Here is a 20,392-nt window from a genome sequence, read left to right on the forward strand (position 1 = left end):
ATTATTTAAGCGGTGGCCGCCAACGTAACCGATCATAGTGCTGTATACGTATCATACCACCAGCTTCAAACCTAGTTGGTCGCCTGCAATCGCGCAACTCTCCAGCTAAGGATTTTAGTAGTGCTTATGATAATGCCAGCTGCGAACTGAGCTGATGGTGTCAACGCACGAGCTGCTGCGGGTCGTTCATGGTGATGGCGATTTCATAACACTGCTTAGGCGCAAAATCGGACGATGAAGTATTCATGGCATTAACTGCCCGCCGTTGACCTCGATGATTTGGCCAGTGACGTAGCCACTGAGCGTATCGGTGGCCAGAAAAACATACGCACCCACGCACTCTTCCGCCGTGCCCAAACGTCCCATGGGAATCGATGCCCGAGCTGCGTTTAGATGAGCATCACTTGAGTGGCGTTCATGAAAATCGGTTGCAATCGTACCGGGGGCCACGGCATTCACGCGGATATTATCCTCGGCAAGCTCTTTGGCCATATTGCGCGTTACCGTGCTCACAAAGCCTTTTGCTGAGGCGTATAGGCCAGCGCCCCCCCCGCCGCCATTGCGCGCGGCAATCGAAGTGGTGTGAATAATATTCCCTCCCCCAGCGCGGCGAAAATGCGGCAGCGCTGCGCGGCTGGCCATGATCACCGAGCGGACATTGAGATCCATGACCCGGTCATATTGGTCATCGTCCATCTCATCCAAGCCAACACGGCCCATCATGTCCCCCGCGTTATTGATCAACAAATCCAAACCGCCTAACCGCTCGGCAGCATCGTCAACAAGCTGTTGGGTTTCACTGGTGTGACTGACATCCGCTTTAAGGGTAAAGGCGTTGCCGCCTGCATCACGAATAGCTTGTGCCACAGCTTCGGCGGGCGCTTCACTGCTGTGATAGTGCACCGCCACGTGGGCCCCTAGCGCGCCCAACTGCTTAGCCACGGCGGCGCCGATGCCGCGGCTAGCCCCGGTAATCAATACTCGCTTGCCTTTCCACTCGTCTAACATGAAGTTTCTCCTTAATGCTTATTGCTTTTATTGTTGAACGCCGTGCTCGGTGAAGTCGCCGTCATCTAGACAGATTTACCTATCGACCCGAAATAGAGCGGTGCGCTAGAGTAGGCATGAACTGGCATACCTGTCATACAACACGATATCCATAACAGGATAGGCGATGGCGCACCAATCGCCAGTCGCGCACCATTTTTAAAGACCCACTTATGGCTGTTCCATTATCACTGTTCCATGATTACTACAGGAGGTACGCATGAACCCACTTTCCGTTACTGACGCCGTTCCCAATGACCTGGATAACGCGCTGCTGGTTGGCCGCGTATGGCTGGATGGCCCGCATCCTGGACCTGCATTGGTGTCCGTGCACAACGGCCAAGTCATCGACATCACCGAGTTTGGCCCGACCATGGCCGACCTGCTTGAACGCGCCGACCTGCTGGAAGTAGTCAAACGCGCAGAAGGTAAGCCGCTGGGCAGTTTGGAAATACTGGTGGCTAATTCCCAGGCGTCGCCAGCACAAGCGCCCTACCTGCTCGCCCCTTGCGATGTGCAGGCGGTTAAAGCGTGCGGCGTCACTTTTGCGGTCAGCCTGATGGAGCGCGTGATTGAGGAGCAAGCGGGTGGCGACCCCGCGCGTGCTGACGAGCTGCGTGACGACTTGCAGGCACTGATTGGCAGCGATCTTTCCAAGATTGCACCGGGTTCTGAAGAAGCGATGGCGCTTAAAAAAGCACTACAGGCCCGCGGTGGCTGGTCGCAATATATGGAAGTTGGTATCGGCCCCGACGCGGAGGTATTTACCAAAGCCCAGCCGCTCTCCTCGGTAGGTTTTGGAACCCCGGTGGGCTTACACCCATCTTCGCAGTGGAATAACCCCGAGCCGGAAATTGTCCTGGCAGTCGATAGCCGTGGTCAGGTGCGTGGCGCGACCCTAGGTAACGACGTCAACCTACGCGACGTTGAGGGGCGCAGCGCGCTGCTGCTCGGCAAGGCAAAAGATAACAACGCCTCCTGCTCTATTGGCCCCTTCATTCGCCTATTTGATGACCACTTCGATATCGACAGCGTTCGCAACTGTCAGGTATCGCTGCGTATTGAGGGTGAAGACGATGACTTTCTGCTCCAGGGCGAGAGCGATATGCGCGAAATCAGCCGCGACCCGCTGGATCTCGTCAGTCAAACCATCGGCGACCACCACCAATACCCGGATGGTTTTATGCTGTTCCTCGGCACTATGTTCTCGCCCATTCAGGATCGCGACGGTAAGGGCCAAGGTTTCACTCATCATATGAATGACCGCGTCACCATCGCCACCCCAGCCCTGGGCGCCCTGGTCAATAAGGTAGGCAGGAGCGATCAACTACCGCCCTGGACCTACGGTATTCGCGAGCTGATGCGCCACTTGGCACGCCGTTAATACTACTCTTATCAATCAATACGCCACCCGCCTCAACGCCAAGGAGAGCACAATGACAACCATTACTCGCGTCGAGATCCAGGATATTCGTTTCCCTACTTCGCGCTCGCTGGATGGCTCAGATGCCATGAACGCCGCGCCGGACTACTCCGCCGCCTACGTTATCCTGCACACCGAAGACGGTAGCCCTGAGGGGCACGGCCTGACCTTTACCATTGGTCGCGGCAACGAGATTGTCGTCACCGCCTTGCAGTCGCTGTCACCGCTGATTGAAGGGCGAACGCTTGCCTCAATGACCGACAATATGGGTACCTTCTGGCGGGAAATTACTGGCGACAGCCAGCTGCGTTGGATTGGCCCCGATAAAGGCGCGATTCACCTAGCCACCGCCGCCATCGTTAACGCCGTGTGGGATATGTGGGCCAAGCGTGAAGGCAAGCCGGTGTGGAAACTGCTGGTGGATATGACGCCGGAACAGCTGGTGCGCTGCCTCGATTTCCGTTTTGTCACTGATGCACTAACACCCGAAGAAGCGATCTGCTTGCTACGCCGTCAGGCCCCAGGAAAAGAAGCCCGCGAAGCCGAAATGCGCAGCGATGGCTACCCCGCCTACACCACCTCCGCAGGCTGGCTGGGCTACAGCGATGAGAAGGTGCGTGGACTTGCTCGGGAAGCGCTGGCGGAAGGCTGGACGCACTTTAAACAGAAGATTGGCGGCGACATCGAAGAGGACGCCCGCCGCGCGGCGCTACTACGCGAGGAGATCGGCTGGGACAACGTGCTGATGATGGACGCCAACCAGGTGTGGGAAGTCGACGAGACGATCACCAAAATGCGCCGCCTGGCTGAATTCGACCCGCTATGGATCGAAGAACCCACCAGCCCTGACGACATTCTTGGCCACGCAGAAATCCGCCATCGCGTCGCGCCTATCGGCGTTGCCACTGGCGAGCACTGTCACAACAAAGTGATGTTCAAGCAGTTCTTCCAGGCCGACGCCATCGACTACTGCCAGCTCGATGCGGCACGTTTGGGCGGGCTCAACGAAGTTATTTTAGTAACGTTGATGGCCGCCAAGTTCGGCGTACCGATTTGCCCCCACGGCGGTGGGGTCGGGCTGTGTGAGTACACCCAGCATATTTCCCTATTCGACTATATTGCGGTATCCGGCAGCCTTGAAGGTCGCGTACTTGAGTATGTTGATCACCTTCACGAGCACTTTATCGACCCGGTAGTCATCAACCGTGGCCGCTATCAAGTACCGGAGGCGCCGGGTTACAGTATCGCCATGCACACGGAGTCCCAAGCGCAGCACCGCTTCCCCGAGGGTGCTGCTTGGCAGGAAGAGAGTTAATGACCGACACCACCACCTTTCTAAATGAGTTATCCAGCCTGCTCGGCGAGCGCGGTTTACTGCGCGAGCCGGAGGCCATGGCCCGCTATGTGAGCGACTGGGCAGGCGACACTTTGGGCATGCCGCTGGCGGTGGCCCGCCCGGCCAGTACCTTGGACGTCGCCGAAGTCGTTAAGCGCTGCTACGAGCAAGGCATCGCCATGACGCCCCAGGGTGGCCATAGCGGTTTGGTGGCAGGCGCCTTGCCCGCCGCAAACGGTCAAGAACTGGTGATCAGCCTGGAGCGCTTAAACAGCGTGCGCGCCATTGATCCGGTTAACTTCACCATCACGGTAGACGCGGGCTGTATTCTTGAGAACGTTAAGCTGGCGGCTTTTGAGCATGACTGTGACTTCCCGCTCTCGCTAGGTGCACAAGGCAGCTGTCAGATCGGCGGCAATATTGCCACCAACGCGGGAGGGCTTAACGTACTGCGCTACGGTATGATGCGCGAGCTGGTGCTGGGGCTTGAAGTGGTGCTGCCCGATGGGCGCGTCTGGGAGAGCCTGAACGCGTTGCATAAGGACAACCGCGGTTACGATCTTCAACAATTGTTTCTGGGTAGTGAAGGCACCCTGGGCATCGTCACTGGCGCGGTGCTCAAGCTCTCACCACGCCCGACCCAAAACCGCACCGCGCTGCTCGGCCTGCCCTCCGTTCAGGCGGTGATTGATCTCTACGGTTTGGCACGCCGGGAGTGCAGCGATTTACTGACTGCCTTCGAGCTAATCCCCCGCCGCTGTATCGAGCTCGCCATCGAAGCCACTCCGGAACTAAGCGACCCAATGGAGAGCGCCTACCCCTGGTACGTGCTGATGGAAGTCGCGGCAACGGGATCGGTGGATCTCGGCTCGATGCTGGAAGCGCTGCTGGAAAACGGCATGGAACGCGAACTGGTACTGGATGGCGCGCTGGCCTCCAGCGACACCCAATCCGCCCAGCTTTGGCAGTTCCGCGAAAGCATGTTGGAAGGCCAGCGGCGGCGCGGTGAGCACCTGCGCACCGATATCTCGGTGCCTATCTCAGCAATTCCCGACTTCGTTACCCGTGCGAGCGAGGTCGTCATGGCCTCCTCCCCCGATTGCGAGATCATTGCCTACGGCCATGTGGGCGATGGCAATCTGCACTTAAATATCCTGCCGCCCGTATCACTGGCGGACAGCGACAAGAGAGCCCATTTGCATGACCTGGAGGAGCGGCTATTTGATGTGCTTGACGACTTCCACGGCAGCATCAGCGCCGAGCACGGCATTGGCCGCACCAAGCAAGCGCCTTACCTGGCTCGGCTATCGCCTGTTGAGCGGGAACTGGTCAGCGGCGTTAAAGCGCTGTTTGACCCTAAGGGTCTGATGAATCCAGGGAGGATCCTGCCTGCAAAGGAGTACTAACAACGCCTACCTGCCCCACGGAACAACGCCACGGGGCTTTCTACCAGGAACGCCTTGATCAATACCCCATAGCATCTGGCAGCCAGGTCGCCAGCCCAGGCACGGCGATCAGCAGCAAAATAGTGGCGATAATCGGCAGCAAGAACGGCATGATCGCCGTAACGACCTGACCGTAGCGCAGCCGGGTAATGCCCACCATTAAAAACAGTACGGTGCCGAAGGGCGGGGTAATTACCCCCACCGAGAGTGTAATCACCATCACGATACCAAAGTGAACGGGGTCTAACCCTGCACTTAGTGCCGCGGGCACCACAATCGGGGTGAAAATCAGGATGCTTTCAATCACCGACATAAAGCAGCCAATCAGCAGAAAGAACAGCGCAAAGCAGAGTAGTAGTGCAAACATAGGCATATCGATGCTGGCGACCTGGCCCGCCAACGCCTGAGGAATGCCCATACGCACCAGAATCCAGCCGTAAAAACTGGAGACGGCGATAATCAGCAGGATCACGGCACTGAACATCAGGGTACGGCGGAAGGCATTATAGAGATCCCACCAGTTCAAGTCGCGGTAGATCAGTCCGCCTAGAATGACCGCATAGAGCGAGGCAATGGCACCCGCCTCGGTGGGTGTGAAGAAACCACCCCAAATACCGCCGACGATAATCGCTGGCATCAACAGCGGTAAAATAGCTCGCTTACCGGTACGGGCGACTTCGCAAGCATCAAACGGCGTGGGTTTAGGCATCACTACCTTGCCACTGGCAGCCAGTAGCAAGGTCATCCCCATCAGTAGCAGCGCCATTAAAATACCCGGCAGCAGCCCCGCCATAAACAGCCCGCCGATGCTCACATTGGCCAGCCAGCCATATACCACCAGCGCAATGCTCGGCGGCAGAATCGGCCCGATAACGCTGGAGGCGGCGGTAATGCCGGTAGAGTAATCCAGTGCATAGCCACGCTCTTTCATGGCCTTGATTTCAATGCTACCCAGCCCGGCAGCGTCGGCCACGGCAGTGCCTGACATAGTGGCAAAGATAGAGCTGGCGACCACGTTAGCGTGGCCCAGGCCGCCCTTGGTAAAGCCCACCAAGGCGGTGGCAAAATCAAAGATCCGCGTAGTGGTGGAGCCGATATTCATAATATTGGCGGCCAGAATAAACAGCGGAATCGCCAGCAGCGTAAAATTATTGAGCGTTTGCACCATACGTAGCGGCAAAAGCTCGACAGGCAAACCGCCCGTCCCTGTAAATACCAAGGCGATAAACGAGGTGACGCCAATAGCGACGACCACCGGCAAACCAATCGCCATTAGCACTAACAAGCCGCCGACAAAAATCAGAAGTTCGGTCATGGCTGAGCTATCTCCTCGGTACGCCCCTCTTCATGGGAGGCGTCCAACCACGCTACTGGGCCACGCAAGCATTGCCACAGAGCAATCAGCGCCATGCCCGCAAAGCTGAAGAAAACGCCGTAGTAGAGGTAGCTAAAGCTGATGCTTAACGAGACGGTTCTATTGTTGGCACTCATATCGGACATGATCCACGAGCCCCAGGCAGCGAGCAGAAGAAAACCACAAGAAATCAGCGCAGTGAGCCGATATTGAATATTTTTACCCAGCCCTGAGAGCTTGTGGCTAAATAGGTCTACCACCAGGTGCTCGCTGCGCACCCACGCCGATAATGAGCCAAAACCAATTGCGTAAATCGCCAGCATTGACGCCACTTCTTCAGTCCAGGGCATACCTAGCCCCAGCAGGTCACGGGCAATCACAGCCGCCACGATCAACAGCAGAATAGCCGCCATAAGCGCCACACCCACCCCGTCGCAAAGACGAGTAACGCCGCGCAGCGTATAGAAAGCAATTCGATCCAGACCCTTATCGGGCGCTACCGCGTCTTCCACAGGAAAACTCCTTAGCTAACGTCTTTTTGGTCGTCTATGAGGACTTATTTGACTTGTAAAACAACGACGGCCCAATGGGCCGCCGTGATTTCTGTCCAGCGCGTGTTACTCGCTGTCGTTACCCAGCGCGTCTTCACGTACACCGTCGGCCATATCAGCCATGACACGATCGATGGCCGGTAACGCCGCTTCGCGGAAAGGCGTAACATCCGGCTCAATGACGGTCATACCTTCATCCTGAAGCGCTTCTAGATAGAACTCGTCGAGCTCACGCTCTTGCTCTGATCCGTATTGACGAGCAACGTCGATCGCCTCTTCAATCAGCGCCTGATCATCGGCTTCTAAGCCATCCCACCAGCGTGAACTAGCCACCCAGCTCCACGGAAACTGCACGTGGCTGGTCATAATCAGGTAGTCCTGCACTTCCCATAAACGACGGGTATAGGGTGAGGAGAGCGAGTTCTCGTGGCCATCTACCTGGCCGGTCTGCATGGCGAGATAAATCTCGGGTGCAGGCACGTTCACTACCTGCGCACCGATCTCTTCCCACACTTCCAGCCATACCGGCAGCGAAGGCAGGCGCAGGCGGAAACCATCCAGATCAGCCGGAGTGTGTATCTCCTTATTCGCCGTCATATGGCGGGGCCCGCGGTGCTGCAAACCAAAATACTTCAGGCCGCCCTGGCTTTCTGCTTTCTCCACCAGCGCTTGGCCGGAAGGACTTTCCATATAGGCGTCTACTTCATCCCAGGTGGTGAACACAAAGGGAACCGTAATGGCGTCGTATTCAGGCGCATACTGCTGGCGCCAGTTACCACCGGTAATGGAGAGCTGGGTTTGGCCCAGGTTCAACAGTTCCAACACGGCGTTCTCACCGCCAAGAGAACCGGCTAAAAAAGGACGCACTTCAAAGCGGCCGGGGGCCTGCTCCTCTAAATATTCAGCAAAGCGCTCCACCGCGGCGCTTTCCGAACCGCCCTCACTCATGGTGTTGTTAACTTGAATTTCGATGGGGTTAGCCAAGACAAACGGCGCCGTCGTTAGCATGCCTAGGGTCGCCAGCGTGGCAAGCAGTTGTTTCCGCATGGGATTGTCTCTCTACGGTTGTCGTTATTGGATGTGGTGCTTTGCTGCATTTTCGTAACGCTTAACTGATATTGAAACAAGCTGCCCATGGGCTCAAATCGACGTTTAAGAAGGCTGACTTCGTCAAATACGATGGCTAGAAAAGCCGCTATAGCAGGCTTTTTAACCTACCCTCTCTCCGCTATACGACCAAAGATGAACATCTGACTGCACTAATCAACCCACTGTTTCGCACGTTTTAGGCCAGTGAAAAGTTAAGTAGTGATGCTTAGCTTTCTCAAAGCACGAAGCCATTAAAGAGGCTATGAGTCATCCTCACTCTGGGTAAGATGATCCACCAAGTGCCTGGCAGTCACGTGTAGCGAGGCGTAGCGCCGCATACCAATCACCAGCTCGCGCTGCGCCCAGGAGTCGCTCAGCGGGATGCTTTTCAGCTGCAGGTCGCCCAAGTCACGATAAATGGTTTGCTCAGGCAGAACGCCAACCCCCATGCCGTGGTGAATCATGCGGCAGATGGCGTCGAAACTACGCACCTGAATACGCATCCGCAGCGCTTTACCTGCCAGGTTGGCCTGCTCGTTCAATAGCGACTGCAGCGAAGTATCCTGCTGTAAGCCAATAAAATCGAAGGCCAGCGCTTCACTAAAGGCGATGCTTTCACGCTCAGCCAAGGGATGATCAACGGGCGTCATGAGGACTAACCGATCATGGCGATAGGAGAGTTGCTGAAGGTCAGGCGCTGCCACATGGCCGGCGAAAATGCCAATATCGGTTAACCCATCACGCACGGCGGCAATGATTTCGCTGCTAACGCGCTCTTGCAGATCAATTTTGATTTCAGGGTAGAGGCGTGAGAAGGCGCTGAGATCCTGGGGAAGAAAGGCAATGATCGCCGAAGTATTGGAGTGGATACGCACATGGCCGCGTACGCCTTCGCCATACTCGCTGAGCTCGGCCTGCAGGCGCTCAATGTTATCCATAATACGCCGGGCATGATGCAAAAACGCCTGACCTGCGGGGGTCAGTTCTACACCCCTAGGGCGACGATAGAGCAGCGTTGTGCCCACCAGCGTTTCCAGATCACTTATCCGCTTACTCACCGCGGCGAGAGCTAGGTGTTCACGCGCCGCCGCCGCCGTCAGACGGCCCTCCTCCGCTACGGAGATAAACAGTTTAAGGGTGACAAAATCGAAGCGACGCATGAAAAACTCCACAAAGACGGCTGACTGATGCTAGCACCAACCTTCGTAAGCCACGAACCCTTTGTTACCCATTGCCTAATTGTCGCTCCGGGTTAGCTCACGCATGCTGACAAGTAGTGATACGCCAATGATATAAGAGAGCCTTAATGAATACTTCCGAAGCGCGCCAGCTTCCGTTACAGGGCCTGAAAGTGCTGGAGCTCGGCCAACTGATTGCGGGGCCTTTCGCCACCAAACTGCTGGGCGAATTCGGCGCCGATGTCATTAAAATCGAGCCACCGGGCACCGGTGACCCACTTCGCAAATGGCGAATGATTGAAGACGGCACCTCGCTGTGGTGGCACGTCCAAACCCGCAACAAGCGCTCGGTCGCGTTAGATTTACGCAGCGAAGAGGGCCAAGACCTGGTGCGCAAGCTCGCCGCCGAAGCCGACGTGGTGGTGGAGAACTTCCGCCCCGGCACGTTAGACAACTGGGGACTAGGCTGGGAAGCGCTCTCCCAACTCAATCCACGGCTGATCATGGTGCATATTTCAGGCTACGGGCAAACAGGGCCTTACCGCGACAAACCCGGTTTTGGCGTCATTGGCGAAGCCATGGGCGGGCTTCGTTACCTCACCGGCCAGCCGGGAGAGCCTTCGGTACGCGTGGGGGTGAGCATCGGCGACTCGCTTTCCGCGCTCTATGCCGTAATTGGCACGCTACTGGCGCTTCAGGAGCGCAACCGCAGCGGCCTGGGCCAAGAGATCGACGTCGCGCTGTATGAGTCGGTATTTGCCATGATGGAGAGCCTGCTGCCAGAGTTCGATGCCAGCGGCCAGATTCGCGAACCCAGCGGCAGCGCCCTGCCCGGCATTACCCCCTCAAACGCCTACCGCTGCCAGGGCGGCGATTACGTGTTGATTGCCGGTAACGGCGACAGCATCTTCAAACGCTTAATGGGCGTGATTGGTCGCGATGACCTCGCCAACGACCCGGCACTGGCCCACAACGATGGGCGCAGCCAGCAAGCCGAGATGATTGATACCGCCATTCAGTCCTGGACGGCAGAGCGCCCACGGGATGCCATTTTACAGGCGCTGGATGACGCACGTGTGCCTGCAGGCTACCCCTACACGGCGGAAGATATCGCCTTTGATCCCCACTATTTGGCGCGTGAGATGATTCAAACCTTCACTCGCCCCAACGGTAAACCGCTAAAAGTACCCGGCGTACTGCCCAAGCTTAGCGCTACCCCTGGGCGAATCGGCGACGGTGGACCCACGCTTGGCCAGCATACCGACGACGTATTGGATGAACTGGGCATTGACCACGAAACCCGCGCCAAGCTTCGCCAAGCGGGCATTATTTAAGGAACGCATCATGAACCAGCCAATCCCATGCCCCACTAAGATCGAGATCAACGAAGTCGCTCCCCGGGACGGCCTGCAGATTGAAGCGCGCTTTGTGCCTACGGAAGAGAAAATCCGCTGGATCGATGCGCTCTCCACCACTGGTCTGCGGCGAATCGAAGCAACATCGTTTACATCGCCTAAAGCGATTCCCAACCTGCGTGATGCCGCCGACGTAGTCACCGGCATTCAGCGTCGGGGAGGCATGGATATCACGGTGCTGGTACCCAACGTAAAAGGCACCGAGCGGGCACTTGCCTGCCAAGTGGATGAAATCAATCTGGTGATGTCCGCCAGCAATAGTCACGGGCTGGCCAATCTACGCATGACGCCAGAACAATCCCTTGAACAGTTCGCGGCGATATTGGAAGTGACCCAGGGAAGCGGCGTGTTTATCAACGCCTCGCTATCGACGACCTTTGGTTGCCCCTTTGAAGGCGAGGTACCCGAAGTGCGAGTATTAGAGCTTGTTGAAAAGCTCGTGGCTCTTGGCATTCAGGGCGTCACGCTCTGCGATACCACCGGTATGGCCAACCCTGCCCAGGTCAAACGCCTATGCAAAGCAGCACTGGAGCGCTGGCCGGAAACGCCGTTCACGCTGCACTTCCACAACACTCGCGGCATGGGCTTGGCTAATGCGCTGGCGGCGTGGGAAGCAGGTATTAGCCGCTTTGATGCCTCACTAGGTGGGCTGGGCGGCTGCCCCTTCGCTCCCGGCGCTAGCGGTAATGTATGCACCGAAGACCTGGTGCATATGTTTGAAGCCATGGGCGTCGATACCGGTGTCGATCTGGACGCACTGCTTGAAGTCGCCGCCACTCTTCCCGACCTTATCGGCCACGATGTACCGGGGCAGGTGGTAAAAGCCGGGAAATCGACCCGGCGTTATGCGATGCCGGCCCAGCGAACGACGTAACTTATATCTCGGTTTCTTCAAACTCACCCACATTTGCGCAGCCTCAGTTTTATTAACATCATTATTTACTGCACAAGGCCATCCTGATATATTGAATGACAATCAGTTCAATTTAGATGAATTGAGTTTGTTGAAACTGGCAAGCAGTTAAGCCAGCTTCTTTCTATCGGTTTAATTAGGACGATTATACCGCCATGGAACAAGCCAAGCTGGGCGATACGAAGGCCCTCGCCGAATAGTTAGTGGCCTCCACCACCGTTAGTTGACGGCATAACCATCGCTCGCGTAGGCGACCGCAACTTCTGTGGTGCCAGTATCGTCACAGGCCTCAATTGGCCCCACCATTGAAGGCGCCGCTGCAGCTATTCACGGTAGTAAAACCTCCTGTCGACGAGCACGCCCCCATCACTATACCGAAACCCTAATATGAAGAAAGCCGCCCTCTCCGCGCTTTTTATCGTCTCGCTACTTGCTCTGGCTCTTGGCTTGAGCCTGAACAAAACGATCAATGCCCCTGCCTCGTTTTCCTTTGTCAGCCCAGAAGGCGCTTACATAATCGAGTCCGTAACGGTTACGGGCCTGCTCAACCCTTTCGGGGGGCTGTCGTACCTGCGTATCATCGACCGTCAAGATCCGTCGAAGGTGTTTCGCACCCCGCTTTATGCCGCTGGATCTCTGGATCTCTGGCGAGGTGCCACAGAGAGTAGCGAGTACCTGAGCGTAATGTGGGTAAGATTCGACAAGCACGAGCAGCGCTTCACCCTGGGTACCCCCGAATGGAATTCGAGCTGGCGCAACATCTTTATCAGCAACACACCTTATGAGGCAGGGGGGAATGGCACGCCTTGCATGGAGCGGCTATCTCCAGAGGAGCGCGCCTTAGGATTCGGGGGGGAATGGCTGAGCCATCTAAAAGCGTTCACGATGGTGACACCGTGTTCAGGCAGCGAGTAGGCAACTGGAAGCCATCACCCACAACATTGGGGCAGGTGGTAAAAGCACATGCCTAAACGTCAATCCGCAGGCCCAATCACGTGCTTCACTTCAAGATACGCACTTAACCCCCAGGGGCCTAATTCCCGGCCAATGCCACTGCGCTTGAAGCCACCCCAGGCGGTTTCAGGTAGTACTAGCTGCTCGCTGTTGTACCAGATGCTACCGGCTTTAAGCTGACGGCCAATGCGCTTTGCCCGCTCGGGATCGCCGCTAATCACCGTGGCTGCCAGACCAAAGACGCTGTCGTTGGCAAGCTGGATGGCTTCGGCTTCACTTGCCACGCTGCGGCCGCAGAGCACTGGGCCGAAAATCTCCTCCTGCCACAAGCGGCTCTCTAGCGGCACATCGCGGTAAAGCGTTGGGGCCAGGAAGTAGCCTTGAGCGGGCAACGTGCGGTGTTGGCCGTCGCGCACGACCGTCAACCCTTCGTGTTCGGCCAGATCCAGATAGCGCTGCACGGCGTCGCGCTGCTTGGCGCTGGTCAAGGGCCCCAGATCGGTACCTTCAGCAAGCGGGTCGCCCAGCGTCAGCGCATCCATACGTTCAGCAAGCGCGGCATAAAGGGCTTCGGCCACATTTTCGTGCACCAGTAAACGCGAGGTCGCCGAACAGATTTGCCCTGCATTGAAGTAGATACCAGCCATTACCCAGTCGGCGGCCTGTTCCGGGTCGGCGTCTTCCATCACCAGGATCGGAGACTTTCCACCCAACTCCAGGGAGACGCTGGCGGTACGGGTACTTGCCGCTTGCATCACCGCTTCACCGACGCGGTTACTGCCGGTAAAGGAAATTTTATCCACATCTGGATGGTTGGTCAGCGGTGCACCGATGCCCTCACCGTCGCCGTTTAAAAGGTTGAGCACCCCAGCAGGTAGGCCAATCTCCAGGGCTATTTCTGCCAGCACCCGCTCGGGGAGCGGAGTGACTTCGGACGGTTTGAGCACCGCGGCACAACCGGCCGCCAAGGCGGGCGCCAGCTTCCAGGCGCTGGTCACCAACGGGAAATTCCACGGCGCAATCAGCCCCACGACGCCCACGGGGTCGTGATAAGTGCGCGCCTCAACGCCCTCCATTTCCACGCTGACCAACTCGCCCTGGCGGGCATCCAGTGCCTTGGCCTGCCCGGCGTAGTAGCGATAGCAGGCAATCGCATCGTCTAGATCGATCTCCGCTTCTGCGAGCGGCTTGCCGTTGTTGGTAGCTGAAAGCTTGATAATCGAGTCTCGGCGCGTTGTCAGTGCATCGGCTAATCCTTCAAGGTATTTTGCCCGTGCAGCTCCGCCCAGCGCCTGCCAGGCGGGCTGCGCCTGCTTGGCGGCTTTGACGGCAGCATCGACATCCGCCGCATCTCCGGCGGTTACCTGGGCAATCCGCACTTCGCGGTAAGGATTCATCACATCGAGCAGGCGGGTGCCCGCCGAGGGCACCCACTGATTGTTGATGAATTGGTGGTCAACAACCGAAGGGTAATCGGTCTGGGAGGTCATGGGCATTGTCGAGGCTCCTTTAGAGGTCGTGTTGGCGAAGCCAATCATCGATGAGCGTTGTAAGATGCTGGCCGCTAAAGCTGGGAAAATGGCCGCCGTGGACGGTGCGAACGGGCAGCTTGCGCAGCCGCCGCATGCTGGCAGCGTAGTCGCTAAGATCGCTGTGCCAGAGGTCTTCAATGAGCGGGCCATCGTAAATCAGATCGCCCGAGATCAACGTCTGGGTGGCCGCCTCCCAAAGTGCGATACCGCCGGGGGAGTGGCCCGGGGTATGGATCACTTCCCATTGGCGGTTCCCTAAGTCCAGTATTTCGCCATCCGCCAGCGGGCACACCTGCTGCGGTGCCGTGATGCGGTAGCGGCTGTGTGAATAAGGCTTGGCAGGGAGCGCCTCAAACATGACATCGCTGAGAAACTGGTTGGCCAGGGTGCGCCTGTTGTCGGGTGAGGCCAGGATGTCCGCCTCAGCGGCATGCACATGGCAACAGCCAAACTCGTGGGCGGCGCCGATATGGTCAAAGTGCGTGTGGCTGGCTACCGCCAGCAGGTCACGCTCGGCAAGCTGCGCCACGTGCTGGCGTAGCGACACCGCGCCCAGGCCAAAGTCCACGACCATGCCCCGTTTGCTGCCCTGGACATGCCAGATATTGCAGCGATAAAACGGCTTGATCCACGGCTCGTCGATCAGGGTGATACCGTCCGCCTTGGCGGCAGTACGGTACCACTGCTGGGCATTGATGCGCTCAAGGCTCATGCGGGCACCCGCTTGGCGACCGCAACCTTGCTGACCACGAAATAGAGCGCGCCGGTGATCACGAAAACCGGCAGCGACGCGCCAAAATCAAGCGGCGCGACCCAGTTCCAGTAGTAAGCCAGTAACGCCCCGACCGCATAGCTGCCCAGCGCCAGCCAGTTGAAGGCGGGAAGGCTATGCTCAGCTTGGATCAGCTGTGCCGAGGTATAGCGCTGGCGACCCAGCAGGTAGTAATCCACGATCATCAGCGAAAAGGCCGGAATAAAGACGCTACCGATAATCAACAGGAAGGTCTGGAACTGATCGAGAATGCCGGGGATCAGCGCGCCTACCACTGACACCACGCCAATGATCAACGCCGGTTTCCAGAACGGCACCTTGGGACGCACGCTCATGAATGAAAGCGTCGCGCTGTAGACGCACATCACGTTGGTGGTCAGTACTGAAAAGAAAATCACCAGGGCGGCGGGCATGCCGAAACCGAAGCCGCTGAGCAGGGTCGTCGGGTCGTAGGTGGGCTCCATACCCACGCTGATCGACAGCGCTGATACCGTGGCACCTAAGCCCATCGCCACCAGCGTTGCCACCACGTAGCCGCCCCAGGTGCCCACAACGGCAGCTTTTAGCGAGCGGCAGTGGCGGTTGTAGTCCGCCGCCAATGGAATCCAGGAGAAAGCCGTCGCGACCACGATATCGAACACCACGCCGCCGCCCAACACGCCTTCGGGCTCCAACTGGGTGATGCTCGGCAGATCATAATGGCGATTGAGCGCGAACAGCACCACCGCCGAGAGCCCCAGCATCAGTAGTGCCGCTATTTTCTCGACTTTCTCGATTCCCAGGTGACCACGCAGGGCAATCAGCACGACTAGTGATTCACAGATGACTGTGAAGAGCGCGACATTGGAGTAACCGGTCAGGCTTTCCACGGCGTAGTCCAGACTCATGCCGGCGAGCAGCGCCTGGATCCAGCTCCAGGCAATCAGCGCCAATAGATTCACCCAGGCGGGGAGATTAGCGCCTTTTCTGCCGAAGGTGCCTCGCGCCAGCACCATGGTGGTCATGCCGGTTTGCTGACCCATCACCCCGATCAATACCAGCGGGATAATCCCTACCGCCGAACCGATTAATATCAGCAGCATCGCATGCTGAAAGGTCAGGTCGGGGACTAAAAACATGCCGGTTAGAATCGTGGTCACTACCACGTTGGCGCCTAGCCACAGAGCAAAGGTTCCCGGCAGCCCAAGGCTGTGTTCAACGTCGTCGGCAGATAGGGTGTCCTGGCCGAGCACATGATTATTCTTCATTGTTATCTCCTGGTGACATCAGGTTTTTCTGCCAGGCAGCGGCGTCAATTTCGATCAGTAGAGGCCCGGTCGCTTCACGGTTGGCGAGTGCTCTGGCAAGTTCGGCGGGGCTCTCTACCAGAACGCCGGGACAACCAAAGCCCTCGGCCAGGGTGAGGAAGTTGGGCGCCTGAATATCCACGCCCAAACGCGCCACACCGTTGGCATCCATATAGCGACGGATCTCTTCGTAACCGGCGTTGTGCCACAGCACAATCACCACCGGCAGGCGCTCTTCTACGGCGGTGGCGATTTCCGAGAGCGTAAACATCACCCCGCCATCTCCCACCAGTGCCACCACCGGCAGATCCGCTCGCGCAAGCTGTGCGCCCAGCGCTGCCGGTAGTCCATAGCCCAAGGTGCCGTAACCGGTTGAGGCATTGAAGTAGCGCCTGGGCGCGGGCTGGCTGACCAGGTGGTTACCGGCGTACACCGGCGCGGTGGAATCGCCCACCAGAATGGCCTCGGGAAGATGCTCGGCAAGCATTGCATACAACGGCACAAAGTCACTGAAAGCCGGGTCGTTGGGTAGATTCAGCGCGCTCAATACAGCAGCGGTTCGCACCTTGCCGTCGCGCTGCAATGGCTCGGAGAAATGACCCAGCAGAAGCTCAAGGCTAAGCCCGGCATCGCCGACTAGCCCCAACGTTACGCGCTGGTTGCGCACCAGTTGCTCTGGGTCGAGGTCAATACGAATCAGCGTGCCGTTGAGGTGAAAGCCGCCATCAAACACCACGTCGTAATCGGTCTCCCCAAGTTCGGTGCCCACCGCCATAATCACATCGGCGTTGGCCGCCAGTTCGCGCACCGCGGGCAACGCTGCATTGGCACCCAAATCCAGCGGGTGGTCACGTCCCAGCAGGCCTTTGGCGTTGATCGTGGTCACCGTAGGCGCATCGAGCTTTTCTACCAATGCTCGTGCCACCTCTGGTGACGCCACGCAACCACCACCCAGCAGCACCAAAGGCTGCTTCGCCGCCTTCAGCAGGCGAGCGGCTTCGGCAAGCCCTTCCGGATCAGGCGCGGCGCGGTAAAGCCTCGGCGCCGGCCAACTCACCGGCACGTTCACCGGCGCATTGAACAGATCGATGGGGATTTCGATATGCACCGGGCCCGGCCGCGCGCCGTTGAACACGGCAAAAGCCCGGGCCAGCACCTCAGGTAGCGTATTGGCGTCCAACAGCGTGTGGCTGAACCTCGCCACGCCGCTGATCATCTGCTGCTGGCTAGGCAGTTCATGCAAACGCCCCTGCCCTAAGCCCAAGGTATCGCGGCGGTTAACGCTGGAGATCACCAGCATAGGGATCGAATCCGCCAGGGCCTGGCCCATGGCGGTCGCCATATTGGTCATCCCAGGCCCGGTGATAATCAGGCACACCCCCGGCTGTCCGCTGGCGCGGGCATAGCCATCGGCCATAAACCCCGCGCCCTGCTCATGACGTGGCGTGACATGCTGCACATCGCTGCCTTCCAGACCGCGATAAAGCTCCACCGTATGCACACCCGGGATGCCGAACAGGGCGCGCACGCCGTAAGTCTCATGTAGCAGCCGGATCAGCAGTTCGGCACAGGTCATGGTCGCTTGACTGGTCGTTGCATCAGTATTCGTTGCATCAGCGTTCATTGCAGGCCCCTTAGAAGAAAAACGTGTGGGCCATAAAGGCAATGATCGGCAGCGTAATGGCGGTACGCAGCAGGAAGATGGCGACCAGTTCCCAGAGCTTGATGGGGATTTTCGACTTGAGCAGCAGCGCGCCGATTTCCGACATGTAGATCAATTGGGTGAGCGACAGGCAGGCAATCACAAAGCGGGTGAGTTCGCTTTCGATATTGGTCGCCAGCACCGCGGGCAGGAACATATCGGCAAAGCCCACCAGGGTGGCAGGTGCCGCCGCTTCTGCCTCGGGAATCCGCAGCAGCTCAAGCACCGGCACCATGGGGTAGGAAAGCCAGGTGAACAGCGGGGTAAATTCCGCCAGAATCAACGCCACCGTGCCAATGGCGAACACCAAGGGAAGTAAGCCGAGGAAAATATCCATCACGTTGAGGAGCGCCAAACGTGCCAGCTCTCGGGGCCCAGGAGCTCCGGCGGCGCGATTGGTAGCCTGAATCAAGCTGTAACGAAACAGACCCACTTTTTCAGTGCGCTCTTCGCTTAACTGGCAGCCCACCGGCTCGTAATAGTCATTGGACTTGCGCGACAGCGGCGGCAGGCGCGGCACGATGACCGCCGCGATCAATCCGGAGACCACCACCGTGAAGTAGAACTGCACAAACAGGTGGTTGATATCCACGAAGCTGGTCACGAGCAGCGCAAACGCAATCGACACCACGGAGAAGTTGGTGGCAATGACCGAAGCTTCACGGCGATTGTAGAAGCCCTGTTCGTACTGCTGCGTGGTGATCAGCACGCCGACGGTGCCCGAGCCCATCCAGGAGGCAGTGGCATCGATGGCGCTGCGCCCCGGCAGGTTAAAAATCACCCGAAACGGCTTACGTACCATACTGCCGATGAACTCCATAAAGCCAAACTCGACCAGAAACGGCAGCAGCAGCGCGGCAAAGAAAAAGAAGGTGAGCAGTACCGGCGCCAGGTCATTGAGCATCACGCCACCGGTAAAGGAAGCGGTCACGAACTCAGGCCCGAACTGAAAATAGGTCATCACAGCAAAAAGCGCGCCTAATACGCGCATCGCAAGCCACACCGGGCCAACATGAAACATTTCGTGCAGCATGCCCTTTTTGGCCCAGGCTGGGTTAGCTAGCTTGGCGTAAATCGTCGCTACCACCGATAGGCAGAGTACCACTACCGCAATAGCTGGCAGCGCCGAGCCCAGCAAGGCCTGCAAACTATCGGCCATGAGCCCCATGCCGATGTTAATGGTATCGCCCACCTGAAAAGGGACGAGAAACAGCAGCACCCCAATTAGCGAGGGAATGATAAATTTCAGTAAGTGCGCGCGGGGTATCGGTGCCGACGAGGTCGGCTGTTCCGATTTAACGTTGCTATACGACATAGGAGTCACCCATTGGAAGTGATTATTGGAGGTGGGCTGGCGGCGTAGTGTTAGTACTTTTTTATTTAGTCGCTATTTCTTTGATAGCTATCTATTTGTTAGCTATGTGGTCAGCATCACTCGCTGTGTTTAACGCCCGGCAGTACGCAGAGCATTTCATACAGCAGCGTGGCGCCCATCAGTGCGGTGTTACCGCTGGGATCGTAGGGTGGTGACACTTCCACCAGGTCGCAGCCGACAATATTGAGCCCAGCGGCACCGCGAACCAGCTCCAACCCTTGGCTAGAGGTCAGCCCCCCCATTTCCACCGTGCCAGTGCCGGGGGCAACAGAAGGATCCAGGCCGTCGATGTCGAAACTGATGTACACCGGGATATCGCCCATCTGCTCGCGCACTTCCTCCATCAAGGGTGCTAGCGAGCGATACCAGCACTCTTCGGCGGGAACGACGCGAAAACCCTGATCACGACACCAGTCAAAATCTTCAGCGGCATAGCCGGTACCGCGCAGACCAATTTGCACTACCTTGCCATGGGCCAATAAGCCCTCCTCCTGGGCGCGACGAAACGGCGTGCCGTGGGCAATTGGCTCGCCGAACATATGCTCGTTGACATCGGCATGGGCATCGATATGAATCAGCCCCACCGGGCCGTGCTTTTTGGCCATGGCGCGAAGAATTGGCAGCGTGAGCGTATGTTCACCACCCAGGGTCAGCGGAATGCAATCGTGCTTGAGCACGTCGTCATAGAAGGCGGTGATGATGTCGACGCTTTTTGGCAGGTGGAAGGTATTGATGGGTACGTCGCCGATATCGGCGACCTGCAGGCTTTCAAAGGGCGCGGCGCGGGTCGCCATATTGTACGGGCGCAGCATGCGCGACTCGTCGCGAATCTGGCGCGGCCCAAGCCTCGTGCCGGGGCGGTTTGAAGTGCCGATATCCATGGGAATGCCAATGAACGCAGCGTCTAATCCCTCGGCGGTTTCTTGGGTAGGCAGGCGCATCATGGTGGCAGGGCCTGCAAAGCGCGGCATGGTGTTGCCGCCCAGGGGCTGATTAAACTTCGACATACACATCTCCTTA

17 protein-coding genes are annotated in these 20,392 nt (G+C 57.9%); 6 read left to right on the forward strand and 11 right to left on the reverse strand.

What is annotated here, in order from left to right:
* Positions 1-243: 243 nt before the first annotated feature.
* Positions 244-1,008 carry an SDR family NAD(P)-dependent oxidoreductase gene (locus JI62_RS19765; protein ID WP_088701818.1) on the reverse strand — a complete coding sequence of 255 codons (765 nt, stop codon included), beginning with the start codon at positions 1,006-1,008 and terminating at the stop codon, positions 244-246.
* Positions 1,009-1,267: 259 nt separating this feature from the next.
* Between JI62_RS19765 and JI62_RS19770 the strand changes: the two genes are divergently transcribed.
* From JI62_RS19770 to JI62_RS19780, 3 genes are read left to right on the forward strand one after another with little or no spacing between them, the layout of a single operon-like run.
* Positions 1,268-2,431 carry a fumarylacetoacetate hydrolase family protein gene (locus JI62_RS19770; RefSeq protein ID WP_088701819.1) on the forward strand — a complete coding sequence of 388 codons (1,164 nt, stop codon included), beginning with the start codon at positions 1,268-1,270 and terminating at the stop codon, positions 2,429-2,431.
* A gap of 52 nt (positions 2,432-2,483) precedes the next feature.
* A complete protein-coding gene (locus JI62_RS19775; RefSeq protein ID WP_088701820.1) occupies positions 2,484-3,785 on the forward strand; it encodes an L-fuconate dehydratase in 1,302 nt (433 codons plus the stop codon).
* Positions 3,785-5,212, forward strand: a complete 1,428-nt coding sequence (locus tag JI62_RS19780) for an FAD-binding oxidoreductase (RefSeq protein WP_088701821.1) — start codon at positions 3,785-3,787, stop codon at positions 5,210-5,212. The genes JI62_RS19775 and JI62_RS19780 overlap by 1 nt, the downstream gene beginning before the upstream one ends.
* Positions 5,213-5,270: 58 nt before the next feature.
* On the opposite strand, the gene JI62_RS19785 is transcribed toward JI62_RS19780, so the two are convergent.
* The 4 genes from JI62_RS19785 to JI62_RS19800 form a co-directional block, all read right to left on the reverse strand.
* Positions 5,271-6,566 (reverse strand): TRAP transporter large permease, encoded by a 1,296-nt coding sequence (locus tag JI62_RS19785; protein WP_088701822.1) that lies wholly within the window; start codon positions 6,564-6,566, stop codon positions 5,271-5,273.
* Complete coding sequence (locus JI62_RS19790; RefSeq protein ID WP_088701823.1) at positions 6,563-7,117, reverse strand: TRAP transporter small permease; 555 nt, start codon at positions 7,115-7,117, stop codon at positions 6,563-6,565. Before JI62_RS19790 ends, JI62_RS19785 begins: the two co-directional genes overlap by 4 nt.
* Positions 7,118-7,222: 105 nt before the next feature.
* Positions 7,223-8,203 (reverse strand): TRAP transporter substrate-binding protein, encoded by a 981-nt coding sequence (locus tag JI62_RS19795; RefSeq protein ID WP_035580674.1) that lies wholly within the window; start codon positions 8,201-8,203, stop codon positions 7,223-7,225.
* Positions 8,204-8,505: 302 nt separating this feature from the next.
* Complete coding sequence (locus JI62_RS19800) at positions 8,506-9,405, reverse strand: LysR family transcriptional regulator (protein ID WP_088701824.1); 900 nt, start codon at positions 9,403-9,405, stop codon at positions 8,506-8,508.
* A gap of 146 nt (positions 9,406-9,551) precedes the next feature.
* On the opposite strand from JI62_RS19800, the gene JI62_RS19805 reads away from it, so the two are divergent.
* The 3 genes from JI62_RS19805 to JI62_RS19815 all read left to right on the forward strand — a co-directional run bounded on the left by JI62_RS19805 (position 9,552) and on the right by JI62_RS19815 (position 12,666).
* Positions 9,552-10,757 (forward strand): CaiB/BaiF CoA transferase family protein, encoded by a 1,206-nt coding sequence (locus JI62_RS19805; protein WP_088701825.1) that lies wholly within the window; start codon positions 9,552-9,554, stop codon positions 10,755-10,757.
* Between the two features lie 10 nt (positions 10,758-10,767).
* The gene (locus JI62_RS19810) at positions 10,768-11,712 is read left to right on the forward strand and encodes a hydroxymethylglutaryl-CoA lyase (RefSeq protein ID WP_088701826.1); all 945 of its coding nucleotides are present in this window, start codon (positions 10,768-10,770) and stop codon (positions 11,710-11,712) included.
* A 426-nt stretch (positions 11,713-12,138) separates the two neighbouring features.
* Complete coding sequence (locus JI62_RS19815) at positions 12,139-12,666, forward strand: hypothetical protein (RefSeq protein ID WP_088701827.1); 528 nt, start codon at positions 12,139-12,141, stop codon at positions 12,664-12,666.
* A 59-nt stretch (positions 12,667-12,725) separates the two neighbouring features.
* On the opposite strand, the gene JI62_RS19820 is transcribed toward JI62_RS19815, so the two are convergent.
* The 6 genes from JI62_RS19820 to speB form a co-directional block, all read right to left on the reverse strand.
* Entirely contained in the window at positions 12,726-14,201 is a 1,476-nt protein-coding gene (locus JI62_RS19820) for an aldehyde dehydrogenase family protein (protein WP_088701828.1), read from the reverse strand.
* A 13-nt stretch (positions 14,202-14,214) separates the two neighbouring features.
* Entirely contained in the window at positions 14,215-14,949 is a 735-nt protein-coding gene (locus JI62_RS19825) for an MBL fold metallo-hydrolase (protein WP_088701829.1), read from the reverse strand.
* Positions 14,946-16,256 (reverse strand): purine-cytosine permease family protein, encoded by a 1,311-nt coding sequence (locus tag JI62_RS19830; protein WP_088701830.1) that lies wholly within the window; start codon positions 16,254-16,256, stop codon positions 14,946-14,948. Before JI62_RS19830 ends, JI62_RS19825 begins: the two co-directional genes overlap by 4 nt.
* Positions 16,246-17,919, reverse strand: a complete 1,674-nt coding sequence (locus tag JI62_RS19835) for a 5-guanidino-2-oxopentanoate decarboxylase (protein ID WP_240513310.1) — start codon at positions 17,917-17,919, stop codon at positions 16,246-16,248. Before JI62_RS19835 ends, JI62_RS19830 begins: the two co-directional genes overlap by 11 nt.
* A 10-nt stretch (positions 17,920-17,929) precedes the next feature.
* Positions 17,930-19,312, reverse strand: coding sequence for a YjiH family protein (locus tag JI62_RS19840; protein WP_088701831.1), 1,383 nt, complete (start codon positions 19,310-19,312; stop codon positions 17,930-17,932).
* Between the two features lie 116 nt (positions 19,313-19,428).
* Positions 19,429-20,379 carry an agmatinase gene (gene speB, locus JI62_RS19845; RefSeq protein ID WP_088701832.1) on the reverse strand — a complete coding sequence of 317 codons (951 nt, stop codon included), beginning with the start codon at positions 20,377-20,379 and terminating at the stop codon, positions 19,429-19,431.
* Positions 20,380-20,392 lie beyond the last annotated feature (13 nt).

It is taken from the genome of Halomonas campaniensis, assembly GCF_002211105.1.
Classification (GTDB): Bacteria; Pseudomonadota; Gammaproteobacteria; order Pseudomonadales; family Halomonadaceae; genus Vreelandella; species Vreelandella campaniensis_A.